Annotated in this window: 22 protein-coding genes and 1 other annotated feature; of the genes, 7 read left to right on the top strand and 15 right to left on the bottom strand. The window is 60.2% G+C overall.

The features are described from left to right. Window positions 1–24 precede the first annotated feature (24 nt). On the bottom strand, window positions 25–1,050 hold the full coding sequence (locus FE840_RS02935) for a DUF2125 domain-containing protein (RefSeq protein ID WP_138287322.1): 1,026 nt from the start codon (window positions 1,048–1,050) through the stop codon (window positions 25–27). A 52-nt stretch (window positions 1,051–1,102) separates the two neighbouring features. Here FE840_RS02935 and FE840_RS02930 point away from each other — a divergent pair, with 52 nt between their 5' ends. Next, window positions 1,103–1,636: a gamma-glutamylcyclotransferase gene (locus FE840_RS02930; protein ID WP_138287323.1), complete on the top strand. Its 534-nt coding sequence runs from the start codon at window positions 1,103–1,105 to the stop codon at window positions 1,634–1,636. 22 nt (window positions 1,637–1,658) lie between these two features. Here FE840_RS02930 and FE840_RS02925 read toward each other — a convergent pair whose 3' ends face one another. From FE840_RS02925 to ftsE, 4 genes are all read right to left on the bottom strand, one after another. After that, window positions 1,659–2,444, bottom strand: coding sequence for a lysophospholipid acyltransferase family protein (locus tag FE840_RS02925; RefSeq protein WP_138287324.1), 786 nt, complete (start codon window positions 2,442–2,444; stop codon window positions 1,659–1,661). An 89-nt stretch (window positions 2,445–2,533) separates the two neighbouring features. Then, window positions 2,534–3,241 carry a YdcF family protein gene (locus FE840_RS02920; protein WP_171033698.1) on the bottom strand — a complete coding sequence of 236 codons (708 nt, stop codon included), beginning with the start codon at window positions 3,239–3,241 and terminating at the stop codon, window positions 2,534–2,536. Window positions 3,242–3,311: 70 nt separating this feature from the next. Continuing rightward, window positions 3,312–4,325 carry a cell division protein FtsX gene (locus tag FE840_RS02915; protein WP_138287325.1) on the bottom strand — a complete coding sequence of 338 codons (1,014 nt, stop codon included), beginning with the start codon at window positions 4,323–4,325 and terminating at the stop codon, window positions 3,312–3,314. Further along, window positions 4,318–4,977, bottom strand: coding sequence for a cell division ATP-binding protein FtsE (ftsE, locus tag FE840_RS02910; protein ID WP_171033693.1), 660 nt, complete (start codon window positions 4,975–4,977; stop codon window positions 4,318–4,320). The genes FE840_RS02915 and ftsE overlap by 8 nt, the downstream gene beginning before the upstream one ends. Window positions 4,978–5,177: 200 nt before the next feature. On the opposite strand from ftsE, the gene FE840_RS02905 reads away from it, so the two are divergent. From FE840_RS02905 to FE840_RS02895, 3 genes are all read left to right on the top strand, one after another. Then, window positions 5,178–5,888 carry a DUF3426 domain-containing protein gene (locus FE840_RS02905; RefSeq protein ID WP_138287327.1) on the top strand — a complete coding sequence of 237 codons (711 nt, stop codon included), beginning with the start codon at window positions 5,178–5,180 and terminating at the stop codon, window positions 5,886–5,888. 66 nt (window positions 5,889–5,954) lie between these two features. After that, entirely contained in the window at window positions 5,955–6,497 is a 543-nt protein-coding gene (gene hpt, locus FE840_RS02900) for a hypoxanthine phosphoribosyltransferase (protein WP_138287328.1), read from the top strand. Window positions 6,498–6,647: 150 nt separating this feature from the next. Further along, complete coding sequence (locus FE840_RS02895) at window positions 6,648–7,007, top strand: response regulator (RefSeq protein ID WP_138287329.1); 360 nt, start codon at window positions 6,648–6,650, stop codon at window positions 7,005–7,007. A gap of 19 nt (window positions 7,008–7,026) precedes the next feature. Here FE840_RS02895 and FE840_RS02890 read toward each other — a convergent pair whose 3' ends face one another. The 4 genes from FE840_RS02890 to argH all read right to left on the bottom strand — a co-directional run bounded on the left by FE840_RS02890 (window position 7,027) and on the right by argH (window position 12,714). Further along, window positions 7,027–9,606 carry a TIGR02302 family protein gene (locus FE840_RS02890; protein WP_138287330.1) on the bottom strand — a complete coding sequence of 860 codons (2,580 nt, stop codon included), beginning with the start codon at window positions 9,604–9,606 and terminating at the stop codon, window positions 7,027–7,029. Between the two features lie 135 nt (window positions 9,607–9,741). Next, entirely contained in the window at window positions 9,742–11,010 is a 1,269-nt protein-coding gene (gene lysA / locus FE840_RS02885; RefSeq protein ID WP_138287331.1) for a diaminopimelate decarboxylase, read from the bottom strand. A 13-nt stretch (window positions 11,011–11,023) separates the two neighbouring features. Continuing rightward, complete coding sequence (gene lptM / locus FE840_RS02880) at window positions 11,024–11,212, bottom strand: LPS translocon maturation chaperone LptM (RefSeq protein ID WP_138287332.1); 189 nt, start codon at window positions 11,210–11,212, stop codon at window positions 11,024–11,026. A 98-nt stretch (window positions 11,213–11,310) separates the two neighbouring features. Further along, window positions 11,311–12,714: an argininosuccinate lyase gene (gene argH, locus FE840_RS02875; RefSeq protein WP_138287333.1), complete on the bottom strand. Its 1,404-nt coding sequence runs from the start codon at window positions 12,712–12,714 to the stop codon at window positions 11,311–11,313. A 24-nt stretch (window positions 12,715–12,738) separates the two neighbouring features. On the opposite strand from argH, the gene tlpA reads away from it, so the two are divergent. The 3 genes from tlpA (at window position 12,739) to FE840_RS02860 (ending at window position 15,944) form a co-directional block, all read left to right on the top strand. Continuing rightward, entirely contained in the window at window positions 12,739–13,401 is a 663-nt protein-coding gene (tlpA, locus tag FE840_RS02870; protein WP_138287334.1) for a thiol:disulfide interchange protein TlpA, read from the top strand. A gap of 63 nt (window positions 13,402–13,464) precedes the next feature. Beyond that, window positions 13,465–13,520, top strand: a sequence feature (sul1 is cis-regulatory element that is thought to sense ions involved in sulfur or methionine metabolism; They are found in Alphaproteobacteria). A 62-nt stretch (window positions 13,521–13,582) separates the two neighbouring features. Further along, window positions 13,583–15,079, top strand: a complete 1,497-nt coding sequence (locus FE840_RS02865; protein ID WP_138287335.1) for a SulP family inorganic anion transporter — start codon at window positions 13,583–13,585, stop codon at window positions 15,077–15,079. A gap of 13 nt (window positions 15,080–15,092) precedes the next feature. Next, window positions 15,093–15,944 carry a universal stress protein gene (locus FE840_RS02860; protein ID WP_138287336.1) on the top strand — a complete coding sequence of 284 codons (852 nt, stop codon included), beginning with the start codon at window positions 15,093–15,095 and terminating at the stop codon, window positions 15,942–15,944. A gap of 44 nt (window positions 15,945–15,988) precedes the next feature. On the opposite strand, the gene FE840_RS02855 is transcribed toward FE840_RS02860, so the two are convergent. The 6 genes from FE840_RS02855 to FE840_RS02830 form a co-directional block, all read right to left on the bottom strand. Next, window positions 15,989–17,545, bottom strand: a complete 1,557-nt coding sequence (locus tag FE840_RS02855; RefSeq protein ID WP_138287337.1) for an EAL domain-containing protein — start codon at window positions 17,543–17,545, stop codon at window positions 15,989–15,991. Between the two features lie 129 nt (window positions 17,546–17,674). Next, window positions 17,675–18,697, bottom strand: coding sequence for a sulfate/molybdate ABC transporter ATP-binding protein (locus tag FE840_RS02850; RefSeq protein WP_138287338.1), 1,023 nt, complete (start codon window positions 18,695–18,697; stop codon window positions 17,675–17,677). Continuing rightward, window positions 18,694–19,590 (bottom strand): sulfate ABC transporter permease subunit CysW, encoded by an 897-nt coding sequence (cysW, locus tag FE840_RS02845; protein WP_138287339.1) that lies wholly within the window; start codon window positions 19,588–19,590, stop codon window positions 18,694–18,696. Before cysW ends, FE840_RS02850 begins: the two co-directional genes overlap by 4 nt. 6 nt (window positions 19,591–19,596) lie before the next feature. Further along, window positions 19,597–20,418: a sulfate ABC transporter permease subunit CysT gene (gene cysT / locus FE840_RS02840; RefSeq protein ID WP_138287340.1), complete on the bottom strand. Its 822-nt coding sequence runs from the start codon at window positions 20,416–20,418 to the stop codon at window positions 19,597–19,599. A gap of 84 nt (window positions 20,419–20,502) precedes the next feature. Continuing rightward, the gene (cysP, locus tag FE840_RS02835) at window positions 20,503–21,498 is read right to left on the bottom strand and encodes a thiosulfate ABC transporter substrate-binding protein CysP (RefSeq protein ID WP_138287341.1); all 996 of its coding nucleotides are present in this window, start codon (window positions 21,496–21,498) and stop codon (window positions 20,503–20,505) included. A gap of 161 nt (window positions 21,499–21,659) precedes the next feature. Continuing rightward, a complete protein-coding gene (locus FE840_RS02830; RefSeq protein WP_138287342.1) occupies window positions 21,660–22,541 on the bottom strand; it encodes a 3-hydroxybutyryl-CoA dehydrogenase in 882 nt (293 codons plus the stop codon). Between the last annotated feature and the right edge of the window lie 89 nt (window positions 22,542–22,630).

Genomic DNA, 22,630 nt, shown 5'->3' with positions numbered 1-22,630 from the left:
ACCCTTTTCCGCCGCTCCCGTTCATCAAAGAGGCGGCAGGCGTCCGAGCGGGATCAGGCCGAGCGAAACTCTGCCTTCGCGGATGGTGAGTTGTGCATTGCCGTTGTTCTGGCCGCCAAAGAGGATGGCCAGGACCTTCATCGCATCATCGATGGTCTCGCCCTGTTCCGGATAGAGTTGCTTGGCGGTCGTCGCCCAACCCTCCAGTCCTTCGATCTCGATATTCAACTGGCCTGAGACCAGCCCATCCTCGCCCACGGCAATGGGACCCGAAATGGTCATCACGCGCCCTTCGCCAAGGTCGGTCACGAAGCGGCGGATCTGGCCTGTGGTTCCATAGAGACTTTGTTTCGGCGCTTCACGAGGATCGAGCAGGGCGCCTTTGCCCGTCAGCGTCACGTCTATGCTGGAAGAGAGCGGCGGAAGCTCCAGCAGGTTGCCGGCATCCGGCGAGCCCAAGGTGATCTGGGCATCCCGGATGAGGCTGGCGAAATCGAGATTGCCCTCCTGCCGACGGACATGGCTTTCAAAATGCGGCGCCGTCAAGCGGACCGGACCGGGGCTTGCCGGAGCGGTGACCGTGGCCGTTACGTCCTTCACTTCGACGGAGCTGCGATCAACACCTTCGGTCGCCAGAACGAGGCTCGACTGCAGCGAGGACCAGTCGACGGTGGAGGTAAAACCAAGAGAGGAGCGGGTGACACTCGGTCCATCCAGTTCCCATATGATGTGGCCGGGCGCATAGACCTGGGCTGCAGCGCGCAGCGCGCCGAAAGAGGTCGAAACGCCCTGATAATGATCCTCGATGGTGACGCTTGCGCAATTCAGGCGAAAGCGGAAGGGATAACCGCCAAGCGTCGTGTCCTCGCATGAAGCGACGACGGCAGAGGGGTTTTCGCCCGACATGAAGGCGATGATCTGCTTTCGAATGAATTCTGCTGCGAAATACCATCCAACACTGTAGACAGCGATACCAAGCAGGATGAAAAGAGCCAGTCGAAGCACCTTGCGGCTGATGACACTTTCAGTCGCGCTGTTTGCTTTTGTCATTTGAAGGCTCCCGAATTAGAACAGCATTCTTCGAAGCGGATTGACGTGCGATATGGACGAATTTTGGGTGTTTGGCTACGGATCTTTGATGTGGAATCCGGGCTTCCCCTATGACGAGCGGCAGCAGGCACGCATCTCCGGTTACCGGCGCTCGCTCTGTGTACGCTCCTATGTACATCGCGGAACATCGGCGCGGCCGGGGCTGGTCCTGGGTCTCGACCGGGGCGGTTCGTGCCGGGGGGTCGCCTTTCGCGTGCCAGAGCAAGCCCGGCATGACACGATCACCTATCTTCGCGAACGCGAGCTGGTTACCAGCGTCTATCTGGAGCGTGAGGTCGGCGTACGACTGGCCGATGGGCGTCTGGTCCGGGCGCTGACCTATGTCGTTGACCGTGCCCATCCCCAATATGGTGGAGCGATCACGGTCGAAGAGGCGGCCGAGGTCGTGGCAGGCGCGGTCGGGCAGTCGGGCCCCAATCCGGTTTATGTCGCCAACACCGTTTCCCATCTGCGCGAGATGGGCATTCGCGATCACTGGCTGGAATCCGTCGTCAATTCGCTGAAGACAATCGGGCGCGACCGCTGACAGCCGGACGCCGGCGAAACGCTCAGCCAGCCTTGGCCAGTTCTGCCAGTCTCGCCCTCGCCGTTTCCGGTAAAGGCAGATCCGGATTGTTTGCCGCTGTCTCGATCAGCAACTGATCACTGGCCGCCTCAAGATCATGCATCAGCTTTTCGTGAAAGGCATCGGCATCGAGACCAGGTGCAATCGGCGGCAGAATGCGGACAACGAAGTGGCCGGGAAACCGCAGGAACTTGCGGCGTGGCCAGAAGAGGCCCGGATGCATGGCAACCGGCACCACCGGCACGTCGAGATCGCGGTAAAGGCGCGCGATGCCGAATTTGTAGCTCGGCGGCGCGCCAGGCGGACGGCGCGTTCCTTCCGGGTAGATGATCAGCTGACGCCCTTTCTGCATCTCGGCCTTGGTGCGCTCGAGGACTTCCGCCATCACCTTGCCCTTGGCGCCACGGTCGACGGGGATCATCTTCTGCTTGGCCACATACCAGCCGAAGACCGGTATCCACATCAGCTCGCGCTTCAGGATGTAAACCGGATCGTCCAGCCAGGGCAGGAGCGCGAATGTATCCCAGAAAGACTGGTGCTTCGGTGCGAGGATGTAGCCGCCCTTCGGAATGTTCTCCAGCCCCTCGATGGTGAAGGTTGTGCCAACGATCTTTTCCATCAGCCAGTGGGAGGACGTCGCCCAGCCCTTGGGAACGCTCAGCGCCTTCTTGCGCGGACTGAGGAAGTAGTAGGGAAACAGGATGATCATGCGAATGATCATGTTGCTGTAAAAGGCAGTGTTGAAAAGTATCGAACGCAACGCGATCATGATTATGAGGTTCCTGAACAGTTCCTCATGTCCCTAACCTAAAAAGTCAGGGATAAAAAGACCGGAATCGCTGCGCGAACCCTCTGGCATTAGCCGGATTTCTCGCGCAATCCCTCGCTGAGCTGCAGACCGAGCAGACCGCGCAGATAGGCAATAACCGTCTTGCCATATTCCGACAACATAGTGCGCAGCGCATCCGGTTCGGCATACCAGGCCCTTGTCTTGAGATCCGCATTGACCACCGGATAAGGGATGAACTCGGTGTCGCGGTCGATCCTGCGCAATTCCATCAGGCTGCGCTGCATGTGGTAGTTGCTGGTGACGATCAGGATCGAGCGATAGCCATGCTCTCTGATCCAGCGGCTCGTCTCGTTGGCGTTTCCAACGGTGTCGATGGCGTCGTAACCGATGTCGACACAGCATTCGAAGAGATCCGGCGAGCTTTGTGTGACGCGGCGGATCTGGTTGGCCGTCGTCGACGGGTTCACCCCGGAGATCAGCAGCCGCTGACCCGCACCTTGGCGCAGCAGGTCGATCGCCTGTTCGATCCTCTGATATCCGCCGGTCAACACCACGATTGCATCCGCCTTGGGATTGTTCTGCGGCTTCAGATTGGTGACGGAATCGGCAAAATGCAGGAATCCTGCGATCAGGAGGGCGCCGGCGGCAAGAACGACGAGGCCGCCGTAATGCAGGGCCTTTCTCAGAAGACCATGGCGCGAAAGCAGTCCCTGGCTCGACCGCACAGGTCGAACCCGTTCAGGGTCCTTGTTGCGTAGCATGCGATCCATGGTCATCGTCCGTGCATAGCGCGGTTTTTCCATACGCAACAGGCGGCTTTGTGGCATTCAACAGCCAAAAGCCCGCTTACTCGTCCGGTAGACCGTCCGAACGGGCCGGATCGGAGCGGATGCGATCGATCTCGTAAATGGTCTTGATGACGGTTATGCGGGCCGTCAATGTGGTCAGCGCGGCAATCACGATGATGGTGGCCAAGATGCCAAGATAGCCGCCCAACCCGATCGAAAACGTCCCGAAAAGGGCCGTTGCCTGATCGCTTTCCGGTGTTGCCAGCGAGCGGCTTTGCCAGAAGCCGGCGATTGCAAAGAAGATGGCTGCAAGGAAACCGCCGGTGGCCGCACCCTTCAGGCTGATCTTCAGGAAATGGCGCTGGAATTCGCGCGCGACATAGCTTCCCTCCGCGCCGACGAAATGCAGGACCTCGATGATGTGGCGATTGCCGGAAAGGGCGCCACGCGTGGCAAAGACCACGGTGAGCACCATGGCGGTGAAGACGAGGATCAGTATGCCGGACCCGATCAGCACCGTGGTCCTCGCCATCTGGACGAGCCGGTCGACCCATGTTCGATGGTCATCGAGAAAGGCTTGCGGCACCTCCACCCTTAACAGCTCGCGCATGGCGGCGAAATCTGGCGGATTGCTTTCGTCGATGGTGATGATCACCAGGCGCGGAACAGGCAGTTCCTCCAGATCGAGACCGGTGCCGAGCCAGGGCTCCAGCAGCCTCGCGGTCGCATTGTCATCCATGATCCGGCCATCGGTGGTGCCGACAAAGGTCAGGGCCACCTCCCTGGCTCTGGTCAATGCGGCATTCATGTCGAGCCCCTCTTCGGGCTTGATCTGGATGGTGATTTCGCGCGAGATCTGGCTTTGCCAGCCGGCGGCCGTTGTGCGCACCATGGACACGCCACCGAGGGTGAGGCAGGCGAGAAAGGCCATGATGGCGATCACAACCATCAAGGCATTGCCCTGGATGTTGGAGGCAGGAAGGATGGGTGCTGTCGGGCGCACGGCCATTTCCACCCGCCGTTTTGCCGGTGGTGTCTGCTCGCTGATCGACCGTGCGCGCCCGTCACTCATAGATGTCGAGCCGCCCTTCGGTCAGGATCATCCGGCGCGCGTCGATCTGGTCCATCAGGCCGAGATCGTGGGTCGCAATCACAACGGCGGTGCCGAGCCGGTTGAGTTCGAGGAAAAGGTTGAGCAGCCGGCGCGCCATTGGTGGGTCGACGTTGCCGGTGGGCTCGTCCGCGAGCAGGATTTCCGGTCTGTCGATCAGGGCGCGGGCGATGGCCACACGTTGCTTTTCACCACCGGAGAGAACCGGCGGCAGGACATTGATCCGCTCGCCGAGCCCGACCCACTTCAACAGCTCGATCACGTCGCGCCGGTAGGTCTGCTCATCCTTGCCGCGCACCCTCAGTGGCAGCGCCACGTTCTCGTAGGTGGTGAGGTGGTCGAGTAGCCGGAAGTCCTGGAAGACGATGCCGACACGGCGGCGCAGCATGGGCAGTTCGTTGCGCGGTATCCGGGTGATATCGCGGCCAAAGCTACGAATCAGGCCTCTGGTCGGTTGAAGTGACATGAAGAGAAGGCGCAGCAAGGTTGTCTTTCCAGCGCCCGAAGGGCCGGTCAGAAACTGGAAGGAGCGCTTGGGAATGTCGAATGTGAGATCCCGCAGGATCTCCGGTCCCATTCCATAACGCAGGCCGACATTTTCAAAATGAATCAACGGCTGAGCCCAGTTCTTGAAAAATGGATACCCGAGGCCCGTAAACGGATATCTTCAACGACCGGTAAACGGACGGCGAAAACCGCGCAGAGAGGGCGCTTCTTTCCTAAGCATTAACCATTTGAATCTACGTCTTGAGGGGATTCGTTTCAACCGCCGAGTTTCGGAGCTGCGAAATTGGCTGTGTGAAAGGCAGGCCCATGACCGTCCACCGCTTCAAAAGACACGCCGACGATCTCGGCGCGGATCTTCTGCCGCCGGACCGTTCCAGACGCATACAGAAGCCCCTGCGACAAACCGTAGGCGACGTCATCGATGCCGATTATATCATTGTGCGGGATCGACCGGCCGAGAAAATGTCGCCGAGGCGTGTCCACGGGTTACAGCAAAAGCCCGAAGGTCGTCCGGCTTTCACCGCGGCTCAGGCTCAGGGCGCATATCCGGTGTTAAAGCGCCTGCAGACTGAGTTGGGATCTCAGCTTCGGCAGGCAGAGCTTGCTCTTCAGTCGCTCTCGGAACGCGCCTTTTCGAGGCTGGTTGCCGCTGCGATCGCGCTTGTTCTGCTTGCCTTTGTGCCAGCCCTCGTCATCGGCCAGCAGGGGGCGGTCGATCAAGGCCGTGTGTTGGACATCACCCATGTCAATCTCACGCCGCAGGATGCCAATGGCATGCGTGTCCTGCTGGTCAATGCAATCATCGAGAACCGTTCGAGCCGGAGCGTCCCGCTTCCACGTCTGCGGGCCGATCTTGTCACCGACGGTCAGGTGATTGCCAGCACCTATATCGATGCGCCGACGGACCGCCTGGACGGTGGCCATAGTCGTGGAATTGCAGCGCGCCTGCAGCATCCTGGTGGAAAAACACCGGAACTCCGCCTTTCCTTCGACGCCGCGGGTGCCTCGTCGTCCTGACTGTGTTATGGCCAGCCTTTCAGGCCAATCAGAGCGGTCCCATGCGGTCCGTGCCAGGAGACCATCATGCCCGTTGTCCGCGGAAAGAATATCGAACCCCTTTACACGGCTGAACAGATCGCCGAGCGCAACCACGCAATTGCTGCCGAGATTGCAAAGGGGCCTTGCGACAACTTGCTGGTCATCGCGATCCTCAAGGGCTCCTTCATCTTTGCTGCTGACCTCATTCGTGCCCTTCATGCCGTCGGTATAGCGCCCGAGGTCGAATTCATCACCCTGTCCAGCTATGGCACGGGCACTGTGTCGCAGGGTGTAAAAATCATCAAGGACATCGACAGCGATGTGAAGGGGCGCAATGTGCTCCTGATCGATGATATTCTGGAGTCTGGCCGCACTCTGGTTTTCGCCAAGGAACTGATGCTGGAGAGGGGCGCGGCCAATGTCGGCATCGCCGTACTGCTCGACAAGAAAGTGAAGCGAAAAGAAGTGTTTGAGGCTGATTTCGTCGGTTTCGAATGCCCCGATTATTTCGTTGTCGGCTATGGCATGGACGTCGCTTATGCTTTCCGTGAGCTTCCCTTTGTTGGCGTGGTGACCGGCGACGCCTGAGCCTCTCGCATCCATTGGTTTCTGCCTCTCTCTGATCAGACCCTGTTAACCATAGGGGTCTGCTGGAGCCCTCGCGTTTACCTATCGAAAAGGAAATGCTGGTGATTTGCACTCCGGGACACCGAATGAAAGACGGGAGTGCAGACAATCATGGCGAGAATCCTGATTACCGAAGACGAAGATTCCCTGCGCTCCTTTGTGGCCCGAGCCCTGCGCCTTGACGGTCATGAAACGCGCGAGGCCGCCGATGGTGCGGAAGGCCTAGAAAAGCTCAAGGAAGAGCCTTTCGACCTGCTTCTATCGGACATCCGCATGCCGGTGATGGACGGAATCGAACTTGCCCATCAGGCTGCATCCAGCTTTCCCGCCCTCAAGATCCTGCTGATGACGGGCTATGCCGAGCAGCGCGAACGCGCAGATGATCTCGCGGCGAAAATCGTCGACGTCGTTTCCAAGCCCTTTGCCCTGCCGGATATTCGTCAGGCTGTTGCGCGCGCGCTCGCCGGTTGAGGCGACAAGACCGCATTCCCTACTGGATATCCAGCAATCGCTCGAGGTAGCGGCGTTCCAGCTCGGGACTGCTGTTTTCACCCAGCTTCTCGCGAATGGATTCCAGGATTTCCCGAGCCCGCTGCACATCGATCTCATCGGGCACGCGCACACGTTCGCCAAAGTCCGGGCCCGTGGTTGCACGCGGCCTGCCCAGCGGATCGCGGCCGTCCTGATTACCCTGGCCTTGACCCATCTGAGGACCCTGGCCGCCTTCACCCTGCTGGGCCTGCATCATCTGGTTCATCATCTCGCGCGCACCCTGGCGCAGCGCTTCCATCGCACGCCCCTGGCCGTCGACGGCTTCACCGCCCTGACCCTGGCCGAGTGCTTCACCGGCACCTTGCATCTCGCGTTGCGCCTCGCCGAATCCTTCACCCGGCTCCATGCCCAGATCGCGCAATCCCTGCTGCAACTGGCCAAGCTGCTCGCCGAGTGCTTCCTGTTGTTCGCGCAGATTGCGCAGGGCCTCACGCAGCTGTTCCGCCGTCATCTGGTCGGTGTTCTGCTGGCCCTGCTGCCCTTGCTGCTGCTGGCCTTGTTCGCCCTTTTCGCCTTGCTGCGGATCGCCTCTCTGGAGGCGGTCGCGGAGCGCCTGATCGAGCCGGAAGGTTTCTTCCATCAGCCGCTGCTGCTGCTGCATGATTTCGCCCAGCCGGTCGATCTGTTCACGGGCGGCGCTGTTTTCCTGCTGGCCGCCCTGTTGCGGACGCCCGGCCTGCATGTTGTTCATCATCCGCTGCAGTTCGGACAGGAGTTCGCGAGCAGCGTCGCGATTGCCTGATCGTGCAAGGTTTTCCAGCTGGTCGAGCAGATTGTTCAGGTCCTGCGGACGCACCATGTTCTGGGCGTTCTGCTGCTGTCCGGGCGGCGGCATCCGCTCGGCGAGTGCCTGCATGAATTCCTGCATGGCAGCTCTGAGCTCGTCCATCAGCCGCTGGATCTCTTCGTCGGTCGCGCCGTTTTCCAACGCGTCGGCCAGAGCCTGCTGCGCATCCCGCAGACGGCGTTCGGCGAGCGAGAGATTGCCGTCCTCAATGCCGAGTGCAATTTCCCAGAGATAGTCGGCGGTGTCCTTCATCTCCTCTTCATTGCGGACCTGCTGCATGCGCGAGCGGGCGGATTCGATCAGGAGAAAATGCGTGAGGTTGGGGATCGTCTCGTCGGCGCGCAGGGTGATCGCCTCGTTGAGCGCGATTGCCAGAGGCATTTCGCGGGTGTCGAGAGAGAATATCTGTCGTTGTTCGGCGACTGCGCCTGCCAGTTTGACTGAGAAATTGCGCTCTGGAAGAACCATCTCGATCGGCGCGCTTCGCCCTGTCTGGCCTGCTCCATCCGTCGCAACCAGCGTGATCGATACACGGCTGCCGGCCAGCGGATGTTCGGTGATGGCGCGGCTGGTCACACCTCGGGTATCGCGGGCATTCTGGCGCGGCAGGTCGAGCTTGTAGTCCGGTGGCGGATAAAGCGGCGTTGCGCCCGCCTTTTGCCCGATTGGCACGATCTCCGCATGGGCTCTCTGGACGCCGTAGTCGTCCTGGGCGCGGAAGGCGATTTCCAGCGCGCCATTCAGTGCGCGCCGTGGAGTGCCGTCGAAGGCAATTTCCGGGGCTTTGTCGGGTATCACGGTGATCGACCATTGCCGCTCGCCGACGAGAAGGTCGCCGCTTTCCGCCAGAGCCAGTTCATGGGTGCGTGCTGCAAGCGGCGGCGCATCGGGGTTGATGGCGTTGGTCGGCGCATCGCCTTCCTTGGCAGCGATGTCGATGACTTCGCCGTCCCCTGCTTCACGGAACGTCACTTTTTCTTCGGCATTGCCGCCGCTCAGACGGACCGTCATCTGCGAGCCCTGCGGCACGGTCACGCCCTCTGCCGATTGGGTACCAAGTCCCGACAGGAAGATCGGCGGCTGGCTGGTATAGGCGGGCGGAGTGATCCAGGCGTCGATGCGCATTGCCGGCGCGGTCGTCGCATCCTGATGCTGGCGGAAGGCGTCCGCAATGGAACCTGCGCCATTGGAGCCGGAATAGGCAAAGGCCGTGACGAAGAGCAGGGCAGGGATCGCGCGCAGCGCATAGCGGTCAAACCGCGCAATGTCCGGTCGCGGCAGACCGGCATCGAGTGCCGCTATGCGTTCGGCCATGCGACGCTGGTGTTCGCGCCAGAGAGCCCGGCTGAACGGACTATCAAAGGCCGGTTCATCGTCCTGAACCGCAACAGGCTGGTGTTGCAACCCGTTGCGCTCCTCAAGCAGGCGATCGGCTTCGCGCGTGGTCGGCAGCCGGAGCCGCAGCAAGGGCAGGAAGGAGGCGACGAAGGCGAAGACGAGCGCGAAGACCAGAAGCAGGCGAACAATGTCCGGCAGCATGCGGTAAACACCGAGCCAACCCAGCGACACAAAGATCGCTGCCGTACCAAAGATGGGCAGAAGCGGCGGAATGATCCGCTCGACCATCAGCACCATGCGTGCGAGCAGCCGATTGATACCGACCCGCCGTGCGAGGGAGCTGCCTGCGCTCAATGCTGATGATGTCCGGCTGGCCGGGCGGGGATCTGTCATCCGTCGGGTCTCCGATCGATCGCGCGATCATGCGCTTCGTATCGGGCTAAAGATAGCAGGCTTTGTGGCGAAGACGAGGGTTGCAGGGGAAAGGCAGCGTTTTTTCCGCTCGCCCTCCCCGGATTGTGAACGTGTTCAGGCCAGCCAGTCCGGAACGCTGTCGAGCGCGATCAGATCCTCATAGGTCGGGCGCGGGCGAATCACATGGAACTCGTTGCCGTTGACCAGTACCTCCGGCACCAGCCGACGAGTATTGTAGGTGCCGGCCTGCACCGCGCCATAGGCGCCCGCCGAGCCAACCGCGATCAGGTCGCCGGGCTTGGGCATGGCCATTTCGCGGTCGAGCGCCAGATAGTCGCCGGTCTCGCAGACGGGGCCCACGACATCGGCCTTGATGCGTGGGGCATTCGCCGCCGAAATCACCACCGGCCTGATCTCGTGATAGGCCTCGTAGAGCGTCGGGCGGATCAGGTCGTTCATTGCGCCGTCGACGATGACGAATGTCTTTTCGCCGCCGTCTTTCACATAGATGACCTCGGTCACGAGGATGCCGGCATTGCCGACGATCAGGCGGCCCGGCTCGGTGACGATGCGGCAGTTCAGGCCGGCAAGCTGGTCCTTGACGATCTTCGCATAGGCGTCCGGCTCGGGCGGCGGGTTGTTGTCGTCCTTGTAGGGGATGCCGAGGCCGCCACCGACATCGACGTGATCGATCTGATGGCCATCGCCGCGCAGTGTCTCGACGAGTTCGCGCAGCAGACGGAAGGCGTCCTCGAAGGGCTGCAGATCGGTGATCTGGCTGCCGATATGCATGTCTATGCCGGAGACGTGGATCCCTTCCAGCGTCGCGGCATGAGCATAGACGGCACGCGCCCGCTCGTAGGAGATGCCGAACTTGTTTTCCTTCTTGCCGGTCGAGATCTTGGCATGGGTCTTGGCATCGACATCGGGATTGATGCGGAAGGAGACATGCGCCTTTTTGCCGGCCTTCACGGCCCGCTGGTTCAGCACTTCCAGCTCCGGCTCGCTCTCGACGTTGAAGCAGTAGATGCCCGCCTCAAGGCCTAAATCCATCTCGCTTGGTGTCTTGCCGACGCCGGAGAACATGATGCGGTTTGCCGGGATGCCGGCGGCCAGTGCGCGGCGAAGCTCGCCTTCCGAGACCACGTCGACACCGGCGCCAAGGCGTCCCAGCGTTTTCAGGACGGCCTGGTTGGAATTGGCCTTCATCGCATAGCAGACGAGCGCATCCACGCCTTCGAAAGCGCGGGAAAAAACCTTGTAGTGGCGCTCCAGCGTTGCCGTCGAATAGCAATAGAAGGGCGTGCCAACGGCACGCGCAATTTCTGGGATGGGCACGTCCTCGGCATGAAGTACGCCGTCACGATAGTCGAAATGGTTCACCGGAATGGCCCTGTCAGAGGAGGGGATCGAGCAGGAATGGACGCGACGGCGTCGGCTGCACGGTGCTGTCGCGCTTGTTCTGCTCGGCCACAGGCGTGCTCGGACGGTCGAGTTCGCCCTTGCGACCGCAGCCGGTCAGAACAACCGTAGCTGCCGTCAGAAGAGACACTGCCATTACTGCGGATCGAAAAGTCTTGGCCATTACCCGGTCCATTCAAAATTAAGATGCCCTTAGCATCTACCGAAAAAGCGATGGCTTGTGCAGCCTGTTTCTTGTCATCCGCCCATCACGAAAAGACATCAGTTGCGTTCGCGCCACCAGGCGATCTGCTTTCTGACTTCCGAAGGCGCTGTTCCACCGAAGCTCTTGCGGCTCGCAACCGAGGCCTCGACGGTGAGGACGTTGTAGACATCCGCAGTGATCGCGGCGTTGATGCCCTGCAACTCCTCGAGCGAAAGCTCGGCAAGATCGCAGCCCTTCTTCTCGGCCATGGCAACGGCATTGCCAGTCACATGGTGGGCGTCGCGGAAGGGAAGACCCGCTTCGCGCACCAGCCAGTCGGCAAGGTCGGTCGCGGTCGAGTAACCCGAACCTGCCGCCGCCTTCATCTTGTCGGTGCGGATGGTCATGTCGGTCACCATGCCGGTCATGGCGGCAATCGCCAGTTCCAGGCTTTCGGCGGCGTCGAAGACCTGTTCCTTGTCTTCCTGCATGTCCTTGGAATAGGCGAGCGGCAGGCCCTTCATCACGGTCAGGAGCGCGATCAGCGAACCGTTGATGCGGCCGGTCTTGGCGCGCACCAGTTCGGCGGCATCCGGGTTCTTCTTCTGCGGCATGATCGAGGAGCCGGTGGAGAAGGCGTCCGACAGGCGGATGAAGCCGAATTGTGGCGTCGACCAGATGACGATCTCTTCGGCCAGCCGCGACAGGTGGGTGGCGCAGATCGAGGCGATCGACAGGAATTCCAGCGCAAAGTCGCGGTCCGAAACAGTGTCGATCGAATTGCGGGTCGGCTCGCGGAAGCCGAGTGCTGCCGCCGTCATGTGACGATCGATGTTGTAGCCGGTGCCGGCAAGGGCTGCCGCCCCGATCGGGCTTTCGTCGAGGTGTTCGATGGCGTGGCGCACACGCTGGCGGTCACGGCCGAACATCTCGACATAGGCCATGCAGTGATGCCCGAAGGTCACCGGCTGGGCCGTCTGGAGATGGGTAAAGCCGGGCATGACGGTTTCAGCATGCTCTTCGGCGCGATCCAGGAAGGCGGCGATCAGTGCAGACAAGGCGGCTTCCGTCTTCTGCAGCTCTTCCTTCACCCAGAGGCGGAAGTCGAGCGCCACCTGATCATTGCGCGAGCGGGCAGTATGCAGGCGACCGGCGGCGGAACCGATCAGCTCGGCAAGACGGGCCTCGACGTTCATGTGAATGTCTTCGAGCTTGCGCGAGAAGACGAACTGGCCGCTTTCGATCTCTGACAGGATCGTGTCCAACCCGTGAAGGATCTTGTCTTTATCTTCGGCCGAGATAATGCCTTGGTGCGCCAGCATGGTCGCATGCGCCTTTGAGCCGCGGATATCCTGGGCATAGAGCTTCTTGTCGAAACCGATGGAGGCATTTATCTCCTCCATGATGGCTGCGGGTCCGGACGCAAAGCGACCGCCCCACATCTGGTTGGAGGATTTGTTGTCCTTGCTGTCCTCAGCCATCTGATGCCCGTCCTGGAGAATGTCATGACAGAAAAAAGACCCTCAGGTCTGTCTCCCGCCAAACTGGTTGGATTTGCCGTGCTTGCCGGCCTTGTTGTCGGTGCGGCTGCGGTATACGTGAACCTTGCCCTGTCTGGCAATGGTGAGCAGACGGCATCGGCGGCACAGTGTCAGGCGTCGATGGCGGAGGCGGAGGCTCTCGCACCCTTTTCGAGAGGCGATGTCGCAGCCATGGTGCCCGTGACCGCGCCGCGTTTGATCGAAGGCCTGAGCTTCCAGGATGCCGATGGCAAACCCGTGACCATGGCCGATTTCCGCGACCAGACGGTGCTCCTCAACCTCTGGGCCACCTGGTGCGTGCCCTGTCGTGAGGAAATGCCGGCGCTCAACAATCTCCAGGAGGCGCTTGGCAGTGATGACTTCAAGGTACTGGCCATCAATATCGACACGGGCGACGTGGAAAAGCCACGCTCCTTCCTTGAGGAGATCGGCGTCGACAGCCTCGGCCTCTATCGGGATGCCAGCATGGGTGTTTTCAACAAGCTGAAGAAGGACGGCCTCGCCTTTGGTCTGCCGGTCACGCTGCTGATCGACGAACAGGGCTGCCTGCTGTCGGCGATGAACGGTCCTGCCGTCTGGGATGGCGCGGATGCCAAGGCACTGATTGCGGCGGCGGTCACCCCCTGATCGCCGCTTTGCATTGCAATAACTTGCCTTGAGAGCAAGCGGCAGCTAAGACGGTTCCATTCACAAGGACCCGGTGAAATTCCGGGTGGCTCTTCCGGCCGCCGATCCGCCGGATAACCCTCATTCATTGAAGACATTGCGTGGGCTTGTGCCCCGTGCCGTCAATCTTGCGGGATATCACATGTCATCCAGAAGCTTCGACCTCGCACGCTATCGTGCCGAGTGGTTTTCCAATCCGCGTGCCGATGTGCTTGCCGGTCTCGTGGTTGCGCTTGCGCTCATTCCCGAGGCGATCGCCTTTTCGATCATTGCCGGTGTCGATCCGAAGATCGGCCTTTACGCCTCCTTCTCGATTGCCGTCCTGATCGCCTTTGTCGGTGGCCGGCCCGGCATGATCTCGGCGGCCACAGCAGCCACAGCCGTGCTGATGGTCACGCTGGTGCGCGACTACGGTCTCGAATATCTTCTGGCGGCCACGGTTCTGGCAGGGCTGATCCAGATCGTCGCCGGTATCTTCAAGCTTGGCCAGCTGATGCGTTTCGTGTCGAAGTCGGTGATGACGGGCTTTGTCAATGCGCTGGCGATCCTCATTTTCATGGCGCAGCTTCCGGAACTCATCGATGTGCCGATGCTGACCTATGTGCTGGTCGCAGCGGGCCTCGCGATCATCTATCTCTTTCCCTACATCACGCGCGCCGTTCCCTCGCCGCTGATCTGCATCATCGTTTTGACGATCCTGTCGATCGCCTTTGGCTTTGATGTGCGTACCGTGGGTGACATGGGCGAATTGCCGTCAACGCTTCCTGTCTTCCTGATCCCGCAGATCCCGCTCACGCTGGAAACCCTGATGATCATCCTGCCCTATTCGGTCGGCATTGCCACCGTCGGCCTTCTGGAATCGTTGATGACGGCCCAGGTCATCGATGATCTGACCGATACGCCGAGCGACAAGAACCGCGAATGTGTCGGTCAGGGTATTGCCAATACGGCGACCGGTTTCATCGGTGGCATGGCGGGCTGCGCGATGATCGGCCAGTCGATCATCAACGTGAAGTCCGGCGGGCGCGGACGTTTGTCCACCTTCTGCGCCGGCGTCTTTCTGCTGTTCATGATCCTCGTGCTCGGCGATCTCGTCAGCCAGATCCCGATGCCGGCTCTTGTCGCCATCATGATCATGGTGTCGATCGGCACGTTTTCCTGGTCGTCGATCAAGAACCTCAAGGATCACCCAGGCTCATCCTCGATCGTGATGATCGCGACTGTCGTCGGGGTCGTCTACACCCACAACCTCGCCATCGGTGTTCTGATTGGCGTTCTGCTCTCGGCCATCTTCTTTGCGTGGAAGATTGCGCAGATTTTCCAGATCACGTCGGTTCTGTCAGCCGATGGCCTGCATCGCACCTACACGGTCAGGGGTCAGCTCTTCTTTGCCTCGGTTGAAGACTTCAACAAGGCGTTTGATTTCAAGGAAGTGCTTGACAAGGTGACGATCGACGTCAGCCATGCCCATATCTGGGATATTTCCAGTGTCGCGGCGCTCGACATGATCGTCTTGAAATTCCGCCGTGAAGGCGCTGATGTGGAAATCATTGGCCTCAACGAAGCAAGCGAGACGCTTGTCGACAAGCTGGCCATTCACGACAAGCCGGGTGCCATGGAACGCCTTATGGGGCATTGAGGGAGGACTGGGCATGACACGAATTCTGGGACTGATCGATGGCTCCAATTATGCCGCGAGTGTGTGTGACCACATTGCCTGGATTGCAAAGAAGACGGATGTCTCCGTCGAACTCCTGCATGTGATCGGCGATCAAGAAACGGTTGAGCCTGCCGATCTCAGCGGCAATATCGGTCTTGGTGCCCGCACTGCTTTGCTGAAGGAACTCGCCGAGCTTGATGCGCAAAAGGCCAAGGTGGCACAAAAGCGCGGGCGCTTGCTGTTGGAAGATGCCAAGGCGCGTCTGCATGCAGCCGGTATTGCCTCGGTCGAAACGAGATTGCGCAATGGCGATCTGATTGAAACCGTGCAGGAAATGGAGGCCGGCGCCGATATCATCGTGATTGGCAAGCGCGGCGAGGGTGCCGATTTTGCCAAGGGGCATCTCGGTTCCAATCTGGAACGTGTCGTGCGCTCAACCCATCGCGCCATTGTCATTGCCTCACGGGCCTTCAAACCGGTGAACAAGCTCCTGATTGCCTTTGACGGCGGTGCGACTGCGCTCAAGACGGTCGATCAGGTTGCGCGCAGTCCGATCCTTGACGGCCTTGGGGCGAAGCTTGTCATGGCCGGTGCCGATACGACGGAGAACCGCAGGAAGCTTGATGATGCAGCCGTGATCCTGAAAGCCGCAGGCTACAGTCCGGATCTCTCTCTCGTGCCGGGGTCGGCAGAAAAGGTTATCTCCGAAGCCATCGAGATCGAGGGGTTCGATCTTCTGGCGATGGGTGCCTACAGCCATTCTCGTCTGAGAACTTTGTTCCTCGGCTCCACCACCACAGAGATGATCCGCTCCTGCAAGGTGCCGGTTGTCATTTTTCGCTGAGACAAATATTGCCGAAGGTGTAGCCCTGAGCCGTCTCATCCCTCTCAGGCAGCCCTCATCGGCTGCCTTTTCTTTTCTTCAATCAGCTTGACCAATTGATTGGCAGGAAGCGGTCGCGAAAAGACAAAGCCCTGACCCTCGCGAATGCCGAGTTCCCGAAGCTTTACGAGCTGGTCTTCGCTTTCAATACCCTCGGCAATCACCGTCATGCCAAACTGTTCTCCAAGCGACACAAGCGCCTCCACAAGCACGAAGGACTTGCGGTTCAGTGTCACGCCGTCGATGAAGTATTTGTCGATCTTCAGATAGTTTGCCTGCAGGGCATGGAGGGACGAAAGCCCATTATGGCCGGTTCCAGCGTCGTCAATTGCTATCCGTAGGCCAAGCTCCGCAAGCCTGCCCGATACCATCAGCGCCTTTTCAACATCTGCAATCGGCTGTCGCTCGGTAATCTCCAGCACGAGGCTGTGGCGCGGCAGTCCCGCCGCATCGATCTGCTTTGTCAATCGCTCGACAAAACCATCGCTCAGCAACTGGGCCGGTGTTATGTTGAAGGACATCTTGAGGGCCGCGTCTGCCCTCAGAAGATTGCCAATCTGCTCGCCGGCCTGAATAAGCAGCGAAAAGATCAGCGGATCGATCCGATGCTCGTCTTCGGCAAGTGGAATGAAGACCGCCGGAGAGATTGATGTGCCATCCGGTTTGATCCAGCGGGCCAGCATTTCGAAGCCGGTTACGTGATTGTCTTCCAGGCTGAAAAGCGGTTGGAAATGGGGTTGGATATGGCCCTTCGCCAATGCCTCATCCATTTCGTCAAGTCTTGATGCAGGGCGAACAAGGCCCCGCGCGCTCAGAAATCCGAACACGCCGGACATCAGCGCCGCAAAGCCCAAGATTGCGGGCTCAGGTATCCGGTTCCAGGTCGAGAAGGTGTCAGAGTTGATGCGAAGTTCCACCTGGATCGGATAACGATCAGAGGCGGCCCCGAACTGCACCGGGTCGTCCCCGACCGCCTGTGCGCCACTTTCCGGCAGGTATTGCGAAAAAATTCTGCCGTCCTGCAGCGACAGTTCCAGGCTGGCGTGGTCGCGAAGCTCGCTCGACAACAGATCGAACAGCATGCCGGAGCTCGCAAGCAAAGCGGTAATTGACCCATTATCTCGCTTCCAGCGCACCATCAGTCCCTGCCAGTTGGCAAGCTTCAGGGTTGCCAGTTCATAGGCGGGGTTGGTGGCCGGCAGGACTGGAATAGTGGTCAGGCTGGAGCCGAAGACTTCGTCACGCCCGTCATGGCCCCAACAACCTCCGTTGGCGGAATCGACCCTGATCTCGCGGATCGAAGCCGACAAAAAGGCGACTTGCTCCATGGCCTTTCGATCCTCGACGGAGCAATCGAAAGGGCCAGTTGCAACCAGTTCTCCCATGCCGATGACAGCCAGATCGATCTGTCGCTCCATCCGGACGATGGCAGTTTGCAGCAGTTCCTGCAGGCGGCGCTCGTTCATCTCGTTGATGTAGATCTGGACAACGATCCAGAGCGAGCCGCCAAACAGGACAGCCAGACCCATGGCCGCAGATAGCAGTTTCAATCCATGACTCATGATTTATTCGCCCACACCCGTTGGGCGCAGTGTGAGCGAGTGATGTTAAAAATCTAAGAATGGCGGGCTTTGCCGCCATCGGTCGCTCTTTCGGCAGATCCTGACAGAGCGGCTGTCGGTTCTTTCCACTTAGTTCTGAAAGATCCGTGGACGCAGGATTTCGGCGAAGCCGGAGGTTCCCTTCAAATAGGCGAAATCGGGGCTGACATCGAATTCGATCGTTGTTCCATCCGCCGTTTTTGCCAGGACGCGGCGCGAACCGGGGCGATCCAGCACGCGCAGAATGGTCGCGACCACACCCTTTGTCGGGTCTTCGCTCCACATCACATCTGTCGGGCGAAACAGCAGTTCCGCCGGCCCGTCCGACAGGCCCTGCGCATCATAGGTCATGTTGGCGACTGTCGCCTTGCCGCTCTCGACTTTGGCGTTCAGCGCATTCGTATCGCCGAGAAAGCGCATGACGAAAGCATTGGCCGGATGGCGGCAGACCTCTTCGGGCGTTCCCTGTTGAACGATCCGTCCCTTGTCGAGAATGACGACCCGGTCCGCAAGGTCGAGGGCCTCTTCCTGGTCGTGGGTGACAAAGAGCGTGGTGATGCCGAGCTCGTCATGGATCGAGCGCAGCCAGCGGCGCAGGTCGCGACGCACATTGGCGTCAAGCGCACCGAATGGTTCGTCCAGCAGCAGCACGCGCGGATCGACGGCCAGTGCACGGGCGAGCGCCACGCGCTGGCGCTGGCCACCGGAGATCTGGCCGGGGAAGCGTGTCCCAAGTCCACCGAGCTGAACAAGGTTCAGCAGTTCGTCGACCCGCTTGTCAATATCTTGGGCAGAGCGCTTCACCTTCGAGACTTTCATGCCGAAGGCGATGTTTTCTGCGACCGTCATATGGGGAAAAAGCGCATAATGCTGGAACACGAAGCCTACGCCCCGGTCACGCACCGGGATGTCGGTGGCATCCTCATCGCCGAAGTGGATATGACCGTCGTCGGAATATTCCAGACCCGCCACCATGCGCAGGATGGTCGTCTTGCCGGAGCCGGAAGGGCCGAGCAGCGCAACCAGTTCACCGCTCTGGATGTCGAGCGAGACGCCATGAACGGCGCGGAAGGTTTCGAACGTCTTGACGACGCTGTCGAGGCGAATGTTCACGAGGTTACCTCCGAGGAATTCTGTGTGCCGGCCAGCGTCTGCGGGCGGTTGCGACGCCCGGCGCCCTGGCGTTCCAGCAGGACCTTGGCCACCAGCGTGACGAGGGCGAGCGTCGCCAGGATCGAGGCGGCGGCAAAGGCGCCGACGGCATTGTAGTCGTGGTAGAGCAGTTCGATATGAAGCGGCAGCGTATTGGTCTGGCCACGGATATTGCCTGACACGATCGAGACTGCGCCGAATTCACCCATCACGCGGGCATTGCAGAGCACGACGCCGTAAAGCAGCGCCCATTTGATATTCGGCAGCGTGATCGAAAAGAAGGTGCGAAAGCCGCTGGCACCGAGCGACGTCGCCGCCTCCTCCAGATCACGGCCCTGAGCCTGCATCAGCGGGATCAGTTCACGCGCGACGAAGGGGGCGGTGACGAACATGGAAGCAAGCACGATGCCGGGCAGGGCAAACATGATCTTCAATCCGGCGCTGTCGAGGGCCGGGCCGAACAGCCCCTGCAGGCCATAGACAAAGAGGTAGGAAACGCCGGCAACGACGGGTGAAATCGAGAAGGGGATCTCGATCACGATCGTCAGCAGCCGCTTGCCTCGGAAATCATGCTTGGTGATGGCCCATGCGGCGGCAATACCGAAGATGGTGTTGAGCGGCACGGCAATGGCTGCCGTGATCACCGTCAAGAGGATCGCATGGCGCGTATCCGCATCGGCAATCGTCTCCAGGAAATAGGGAATGCCCCGGCTGAAGGCCTGCTCGCCGATCACGGCCAATGGCGCGACGACAAAGAGCAGGACAAACACCAGCACGATGCCGATCAGGCTGTATTTGAACAGCGGTGCATCGCCGATGCGGGGCGGGCGTTTGCCGGTCGAAGAATGGCTCATGATGGTTCAGCCTTTCACCGTGTAGCGCAGCGCGCGGGCCTGCAGGGCATTGGTGACTGCCAGCATCAGGAAGGCGGCAAACAGCATGACCGATGCAATCGCGGCGGCTGCCGGATAGTCGAATTCCTCGAGCCGGATGAAGGCGAGGAGTGCGGTAATCTCGGTCGAGAAGGGCTGGTTGCCGGCAATGAAGATGATCGCGCCGAATTCGCCAAGGCTTCTTGCAAAGGCAAGCGAGGTGCCGGCCAGAAGTGCCGGCGTCAGGAGCGGCAGGATGACACGCCCGAAGATCGACCAGTCGCTGCCGCCCAGCGTTTGTCCTGCCTCTTCCAGCGCCGGATCCAGTTCTTCGAGAACAGGCTGAACGGTGCGCACGATGAAGGGCAGGCTGGTAAAGGCCATGGCAATCATGATGCCGAGCGGCGTATAGGCGACCTTGATGCCGATGTCCGAAAGGACCGAGCCGAACCAGCCGTTGTTGGCAAACAGCGTGGTGAGGGCAATGCCTGCGACTGCCGTCGGCAGCGCAAAAGGCAGGTCGACCAGGGCATCGACGATCCGCCGGCCGGGAAAACGATAGCGCACCAGCACCCAGGCCAGCGCCAGACCGAAGATCAGGTTGAAGATCGTTGCAGCAAAGGCAGAGCCGACGGTCACGACATAGCTCGCAACGGCCCGTTCGGACGAGACAATGCGCCAATAGTCACTGGGTCCGAGGCTTGCCGCCTTGAAGATCAACGCCATCAGCGGCAGCATGATGATGATCGCCGCATAGACCAGCGTGATCCCGAGGGACAGCTTGAGGCCTGGCAAAACGCGCCGTTTCAAGAGGCTGGTCCTTTCCTGAGAGATGCAGTCACGAGAAGACCGGCGGGAATACCCGCCGGCCCGAGAAGATGCAATCCTGACGGATCAGCGGCTTCCATAGATGCCGTCGAGAATGCCGCCTTCGGCAAAGTGCTCGGCCTGAACCTTTTCCCAGCCGCCGAAGACATCCTCGACGGTGACAAGGCGGATTTCCGGGAACTGGTCCTTGTATTCGGCTGCAACCGTTTCGTCATGAACGCGGTGGCCGAATTTGGCGGCGATCTTCTGGCCTTCCGGCGAATAGAGGAAGCCGAGATACTGCTTGGCCAGATCCTGGCTGCCCTTTTCGTCGGCCACCTTGTCGACGATGGCGACCGGGAATTCGGCGAGCAGGCTGACGGAGGGAACGACCTGCTGGAACTTGTCTTCGCCATACTGCTTGGCGATCGCCTTGGTTTCGGCTTCGAAGGTGATGATCACGTCACCCAGTTCACGCTCGACAAAGGTCGTCGTGGCTGCGCGGCCTCCGGTATCGAAGACAGGCACGTTGTCGAAGATCTTGTCGACGAATTCCGTGACCTTGGCTTCATCGCCGGCAAACTTCTCCTTCGCGTAGGCCGTGGCCGCCAGGTAGGTGTAGCGGGCATTGCCCGAGGTCTTCGGGTTCGGGAAGATCACCTGCACATCGTCACGGGCGAGATCTTCCCAATCCTTGATGTTCTTCGGATTGCCGGCGCGCACCAGGAAGGATGGGAAGGAGTAGAAGGGCGAGGCGTTGTTGGGGAATTCCGACTGCCAGCCCTCGTTGACAAAGCCGTTGCGCACTAGGAATTCGACATCGGTCACCTGATTGAAGGTCACGACATCTGCGTCCAGCCCTTCGACGATGGCGCGGGCCTGACGCGAGGTGCCGCCATGCGACTGGTCGATCGTGACGCCCGGATTGGCCTTGATGAAGGCCTCGTTCTGGGCCGCGAAGATTTCGCGCGCAATGTCATAGGAAGCATTCAGCAGCTTGTCGGCGGCCTGTGCGGACAGCGGCGCTGCCAGGGTGGTGGAAAGTGCGACAACGGCCGCACCGATCAGGAGGAAACGCTTCATGAACTGGCTCCAGACTGCAGGATCAATAGTGAGCTGCAAACTAGAGGGTCGGCCTGCCTCTTCCGAGGAATGGCCGACCAATGATCAAGCCGGGCGGCAAATATCTTTCCGCCGAAACCGTGTCTTGCAGGAATGGGCGGGTCAGACCTTGAAAACGTGGCTTATCGTGTCGGAACCGGCACATCGCCGCGATAGTCATAGAAGCCGCGACCGGACTTGCGACCGAGCCAGCCTGCCTCGACATATTTGACCAGCAGCGGGCAAGGGCGATATTTCGAATCCGCCAGCCCGTCATGCAGCACCTGCATGATCGAGAGGCAGGTGTCGAGACCGATAAAGTCGGCAAGCTGCAGCGGACCCATCGGATGGTTGGCACCAAGCTTCATCGCCGTATCGATCGCCTCGACCGAGCCGACACCTTCATACAGCGTATAGATCGCCTCGTTGATCATCGGCAGCAGGATGCGGTTGACGATGAAGGCGGGGAAGTCTTCGGCCACGGTGATCGTCTTGTCCAGCGTGGTGACGAAGGCCTTGGCGGTCGAAAATGTCTCTTCTTCGGTCGCAATGCCGCGCACCAGTTCAACCAGCTTCATCACCGGAACCGGGTTCATGAAGTGGATGCCCATGAAGCGTTCAGGGCGGTCGGTGGCCGAGGCAAGGCGGGTGATCGACAGCGAGGATGTGTTGGTGGCGAGCAGCGCCTCGGGCTTCAGCACGGGGCAGAGCTGGGCGAAGATCTTGCGCTTGACGCTCTCGTCTTCGGTGGCGGCTTCGATCACCAGGTCGAGGGAGGCCATGTCGTTGATGTCGGTGGTGCCGGAAATGCGGTCGAGGGCCGCCTTGCGGGCATCATCCGACATCTTGCCACTAGCCACCTGTCGGGCGAGGTTGCCATTAATCGTGGCAAGGCCTGCTTCGATCCGCTCCTTGGCCAGATCGTACATGATGACCTTGTAGCCCGCCGCAGCGGAAACCTGGGCGATGCCGCAGCCCATCTGGCCGGCACCAACCACACCCACATTGCTGATTGTCATGGTCATCACGCTCTCCTCACCGTCCCTCATGGCTGTCACGAACAAAACTGCCGGGCCATACCAGCCCGGCAATTTTTAGACAGGTCTGCCTGTCA

Origin of the sequence: Peteryoungia desertarenae (genome assembly GCF_005860795.2) — a bacterium.
Taxonomy (GTDB): Bacteria; Pseudomonadota; Alphaproteobacteria; order Rhizobiales; family Rhizobiaceae; genus Allorhizobium; species Allorhizobium desertarenae.
This window is presented reverse-complemented; position numbering and strand designations above follow the sequence as displayed.

Excerpts from the sequence above, each read along its gene's own strand:
- FE840_RS02935 (WP_138287322.1), bottom strand. The coding sequence starts at position 1,050 with ATGACAAAAGCAAACAGCGCGACTGAAAGTGTCATCAGCCGCAAGGTG.
- FE840_RS02930 (WP_138287323.1), top strand. The coding sequence starts at position 1,103 with ATGGACGAATTTTGGGTGTTTGGCTACGGATCTTTGATGTGGAATCCG.
- FE840_RS02925 (WP_138287324.1), bottom strand. The coding sequence starts at position 2,444 with ATGATCGCGTTGCGTTCGATACTTTTCAACACTGCCTTTTACAGCAAC.
- FE840_RS02920 (WP_171033698.1), bottom strand. The coding sequence starts at position 3,241 with ATGACCATGGATCGCATGCTACGCAACAAGGACCCTGAACGGGTTCGA.
- FE840_RS02915 (WP_138287325.1), bottom strand. The coding sequence starts at position 4,325 with ATGAGTGACGGGCGCGCACGGTCGATCAGCGAGCAGACACCACCGGCA.
- FE840_RS02905 (WP_138287327.1), top strand. The coding sequence starts at position 5,178 with ATGACCGTCCACCGCTTCAAAAGACACGCCGACGATCTCGGCGCGGAT.
- hpt (WP_138287328.1), top strand. The coding sequence starts at position 5,955 with ATGCCCGTTGTCCGCGGAAAGAATATCGAACCCCTTTACACGGCTGAA.
- FE840_RS02895 (WP_138287329.1), top strand. The coding sequence starts at position 6,648 with ATGGCGAGAATCCTGATTACCGAAGACGAAGATTCCCTGCGCTCCTTT.
- FE840_RS02890 (WP_138287330.1), bottom strand. The coding sequence starts at position 9,606 with ATGACAGATCCCCGCCCGGCCAGCCGGACATCATCAGCATTGAGCGCA.
- lptM (WP_138287332.1), bottom strand. The coding sequence starts at position 11,212 with ATGGCCAAGACTTTTCGATCCGCAGTAATGGCAGTGTCTCTTCTGACG.
- argH (WP_138287333.1), bottom strand. The coding sequence starts at position 12,714 with ATGGCTGAGGACAGCAAGGACAACAAATCCTCCAACCAGATGTGGGGC.
- tlpA (WP_138287334.1), top strand. The coding sequence starts at position 12,739 with ATGACAGAAAAAAGACCCTCAGGTCTGTCTCCCGCCAAACTGGTTGGA.
- FE840_RS02865 (WP_138287335.1), top strand. The coding sequence starts at position 13,583 with ATGTCATCCAGAAGCTTCGACCTCGCACGCTATCGTGCCGAGTGGTTT.
- FE840_RS02860 (WP_138287336.1), top strand. The coding sequence starts at position 15,093 with ATGACACGAATTCTGGGACTGATCGATGGCTCCAATTATGCCGCGAGT.
- FE840_RS02855 (WP_138287337.1), bottom strand. The coding sequence starts at position 17,545 with ATGAGTCATGGATTGAAACTGCTATCTGCGGCCATGGGTCTGGCTGTC.
- cysW (WP_138287339.1), bottom strand. The coding sequence starts at position 19,590 with ATGAGCCATTCTTCGACCGGCAAACGCCCGCCCCGCATCGGCGATGCA.
- cysP (WP_138287341.1), bottom strand. The coding sequence starts at position 21,498 with ATGAAGCGTTTCCTCCTGATCGGTGCGGCCGTTGTCGCACTTTCCACC.
- FE840_RS02830 (WP_138287342.1), bottom strand. The coding sequence starts at position 22,541 with ATGACCATGACAATCAGCAATGTGGGTGTGGTTGGTGCCGGCCAGATG.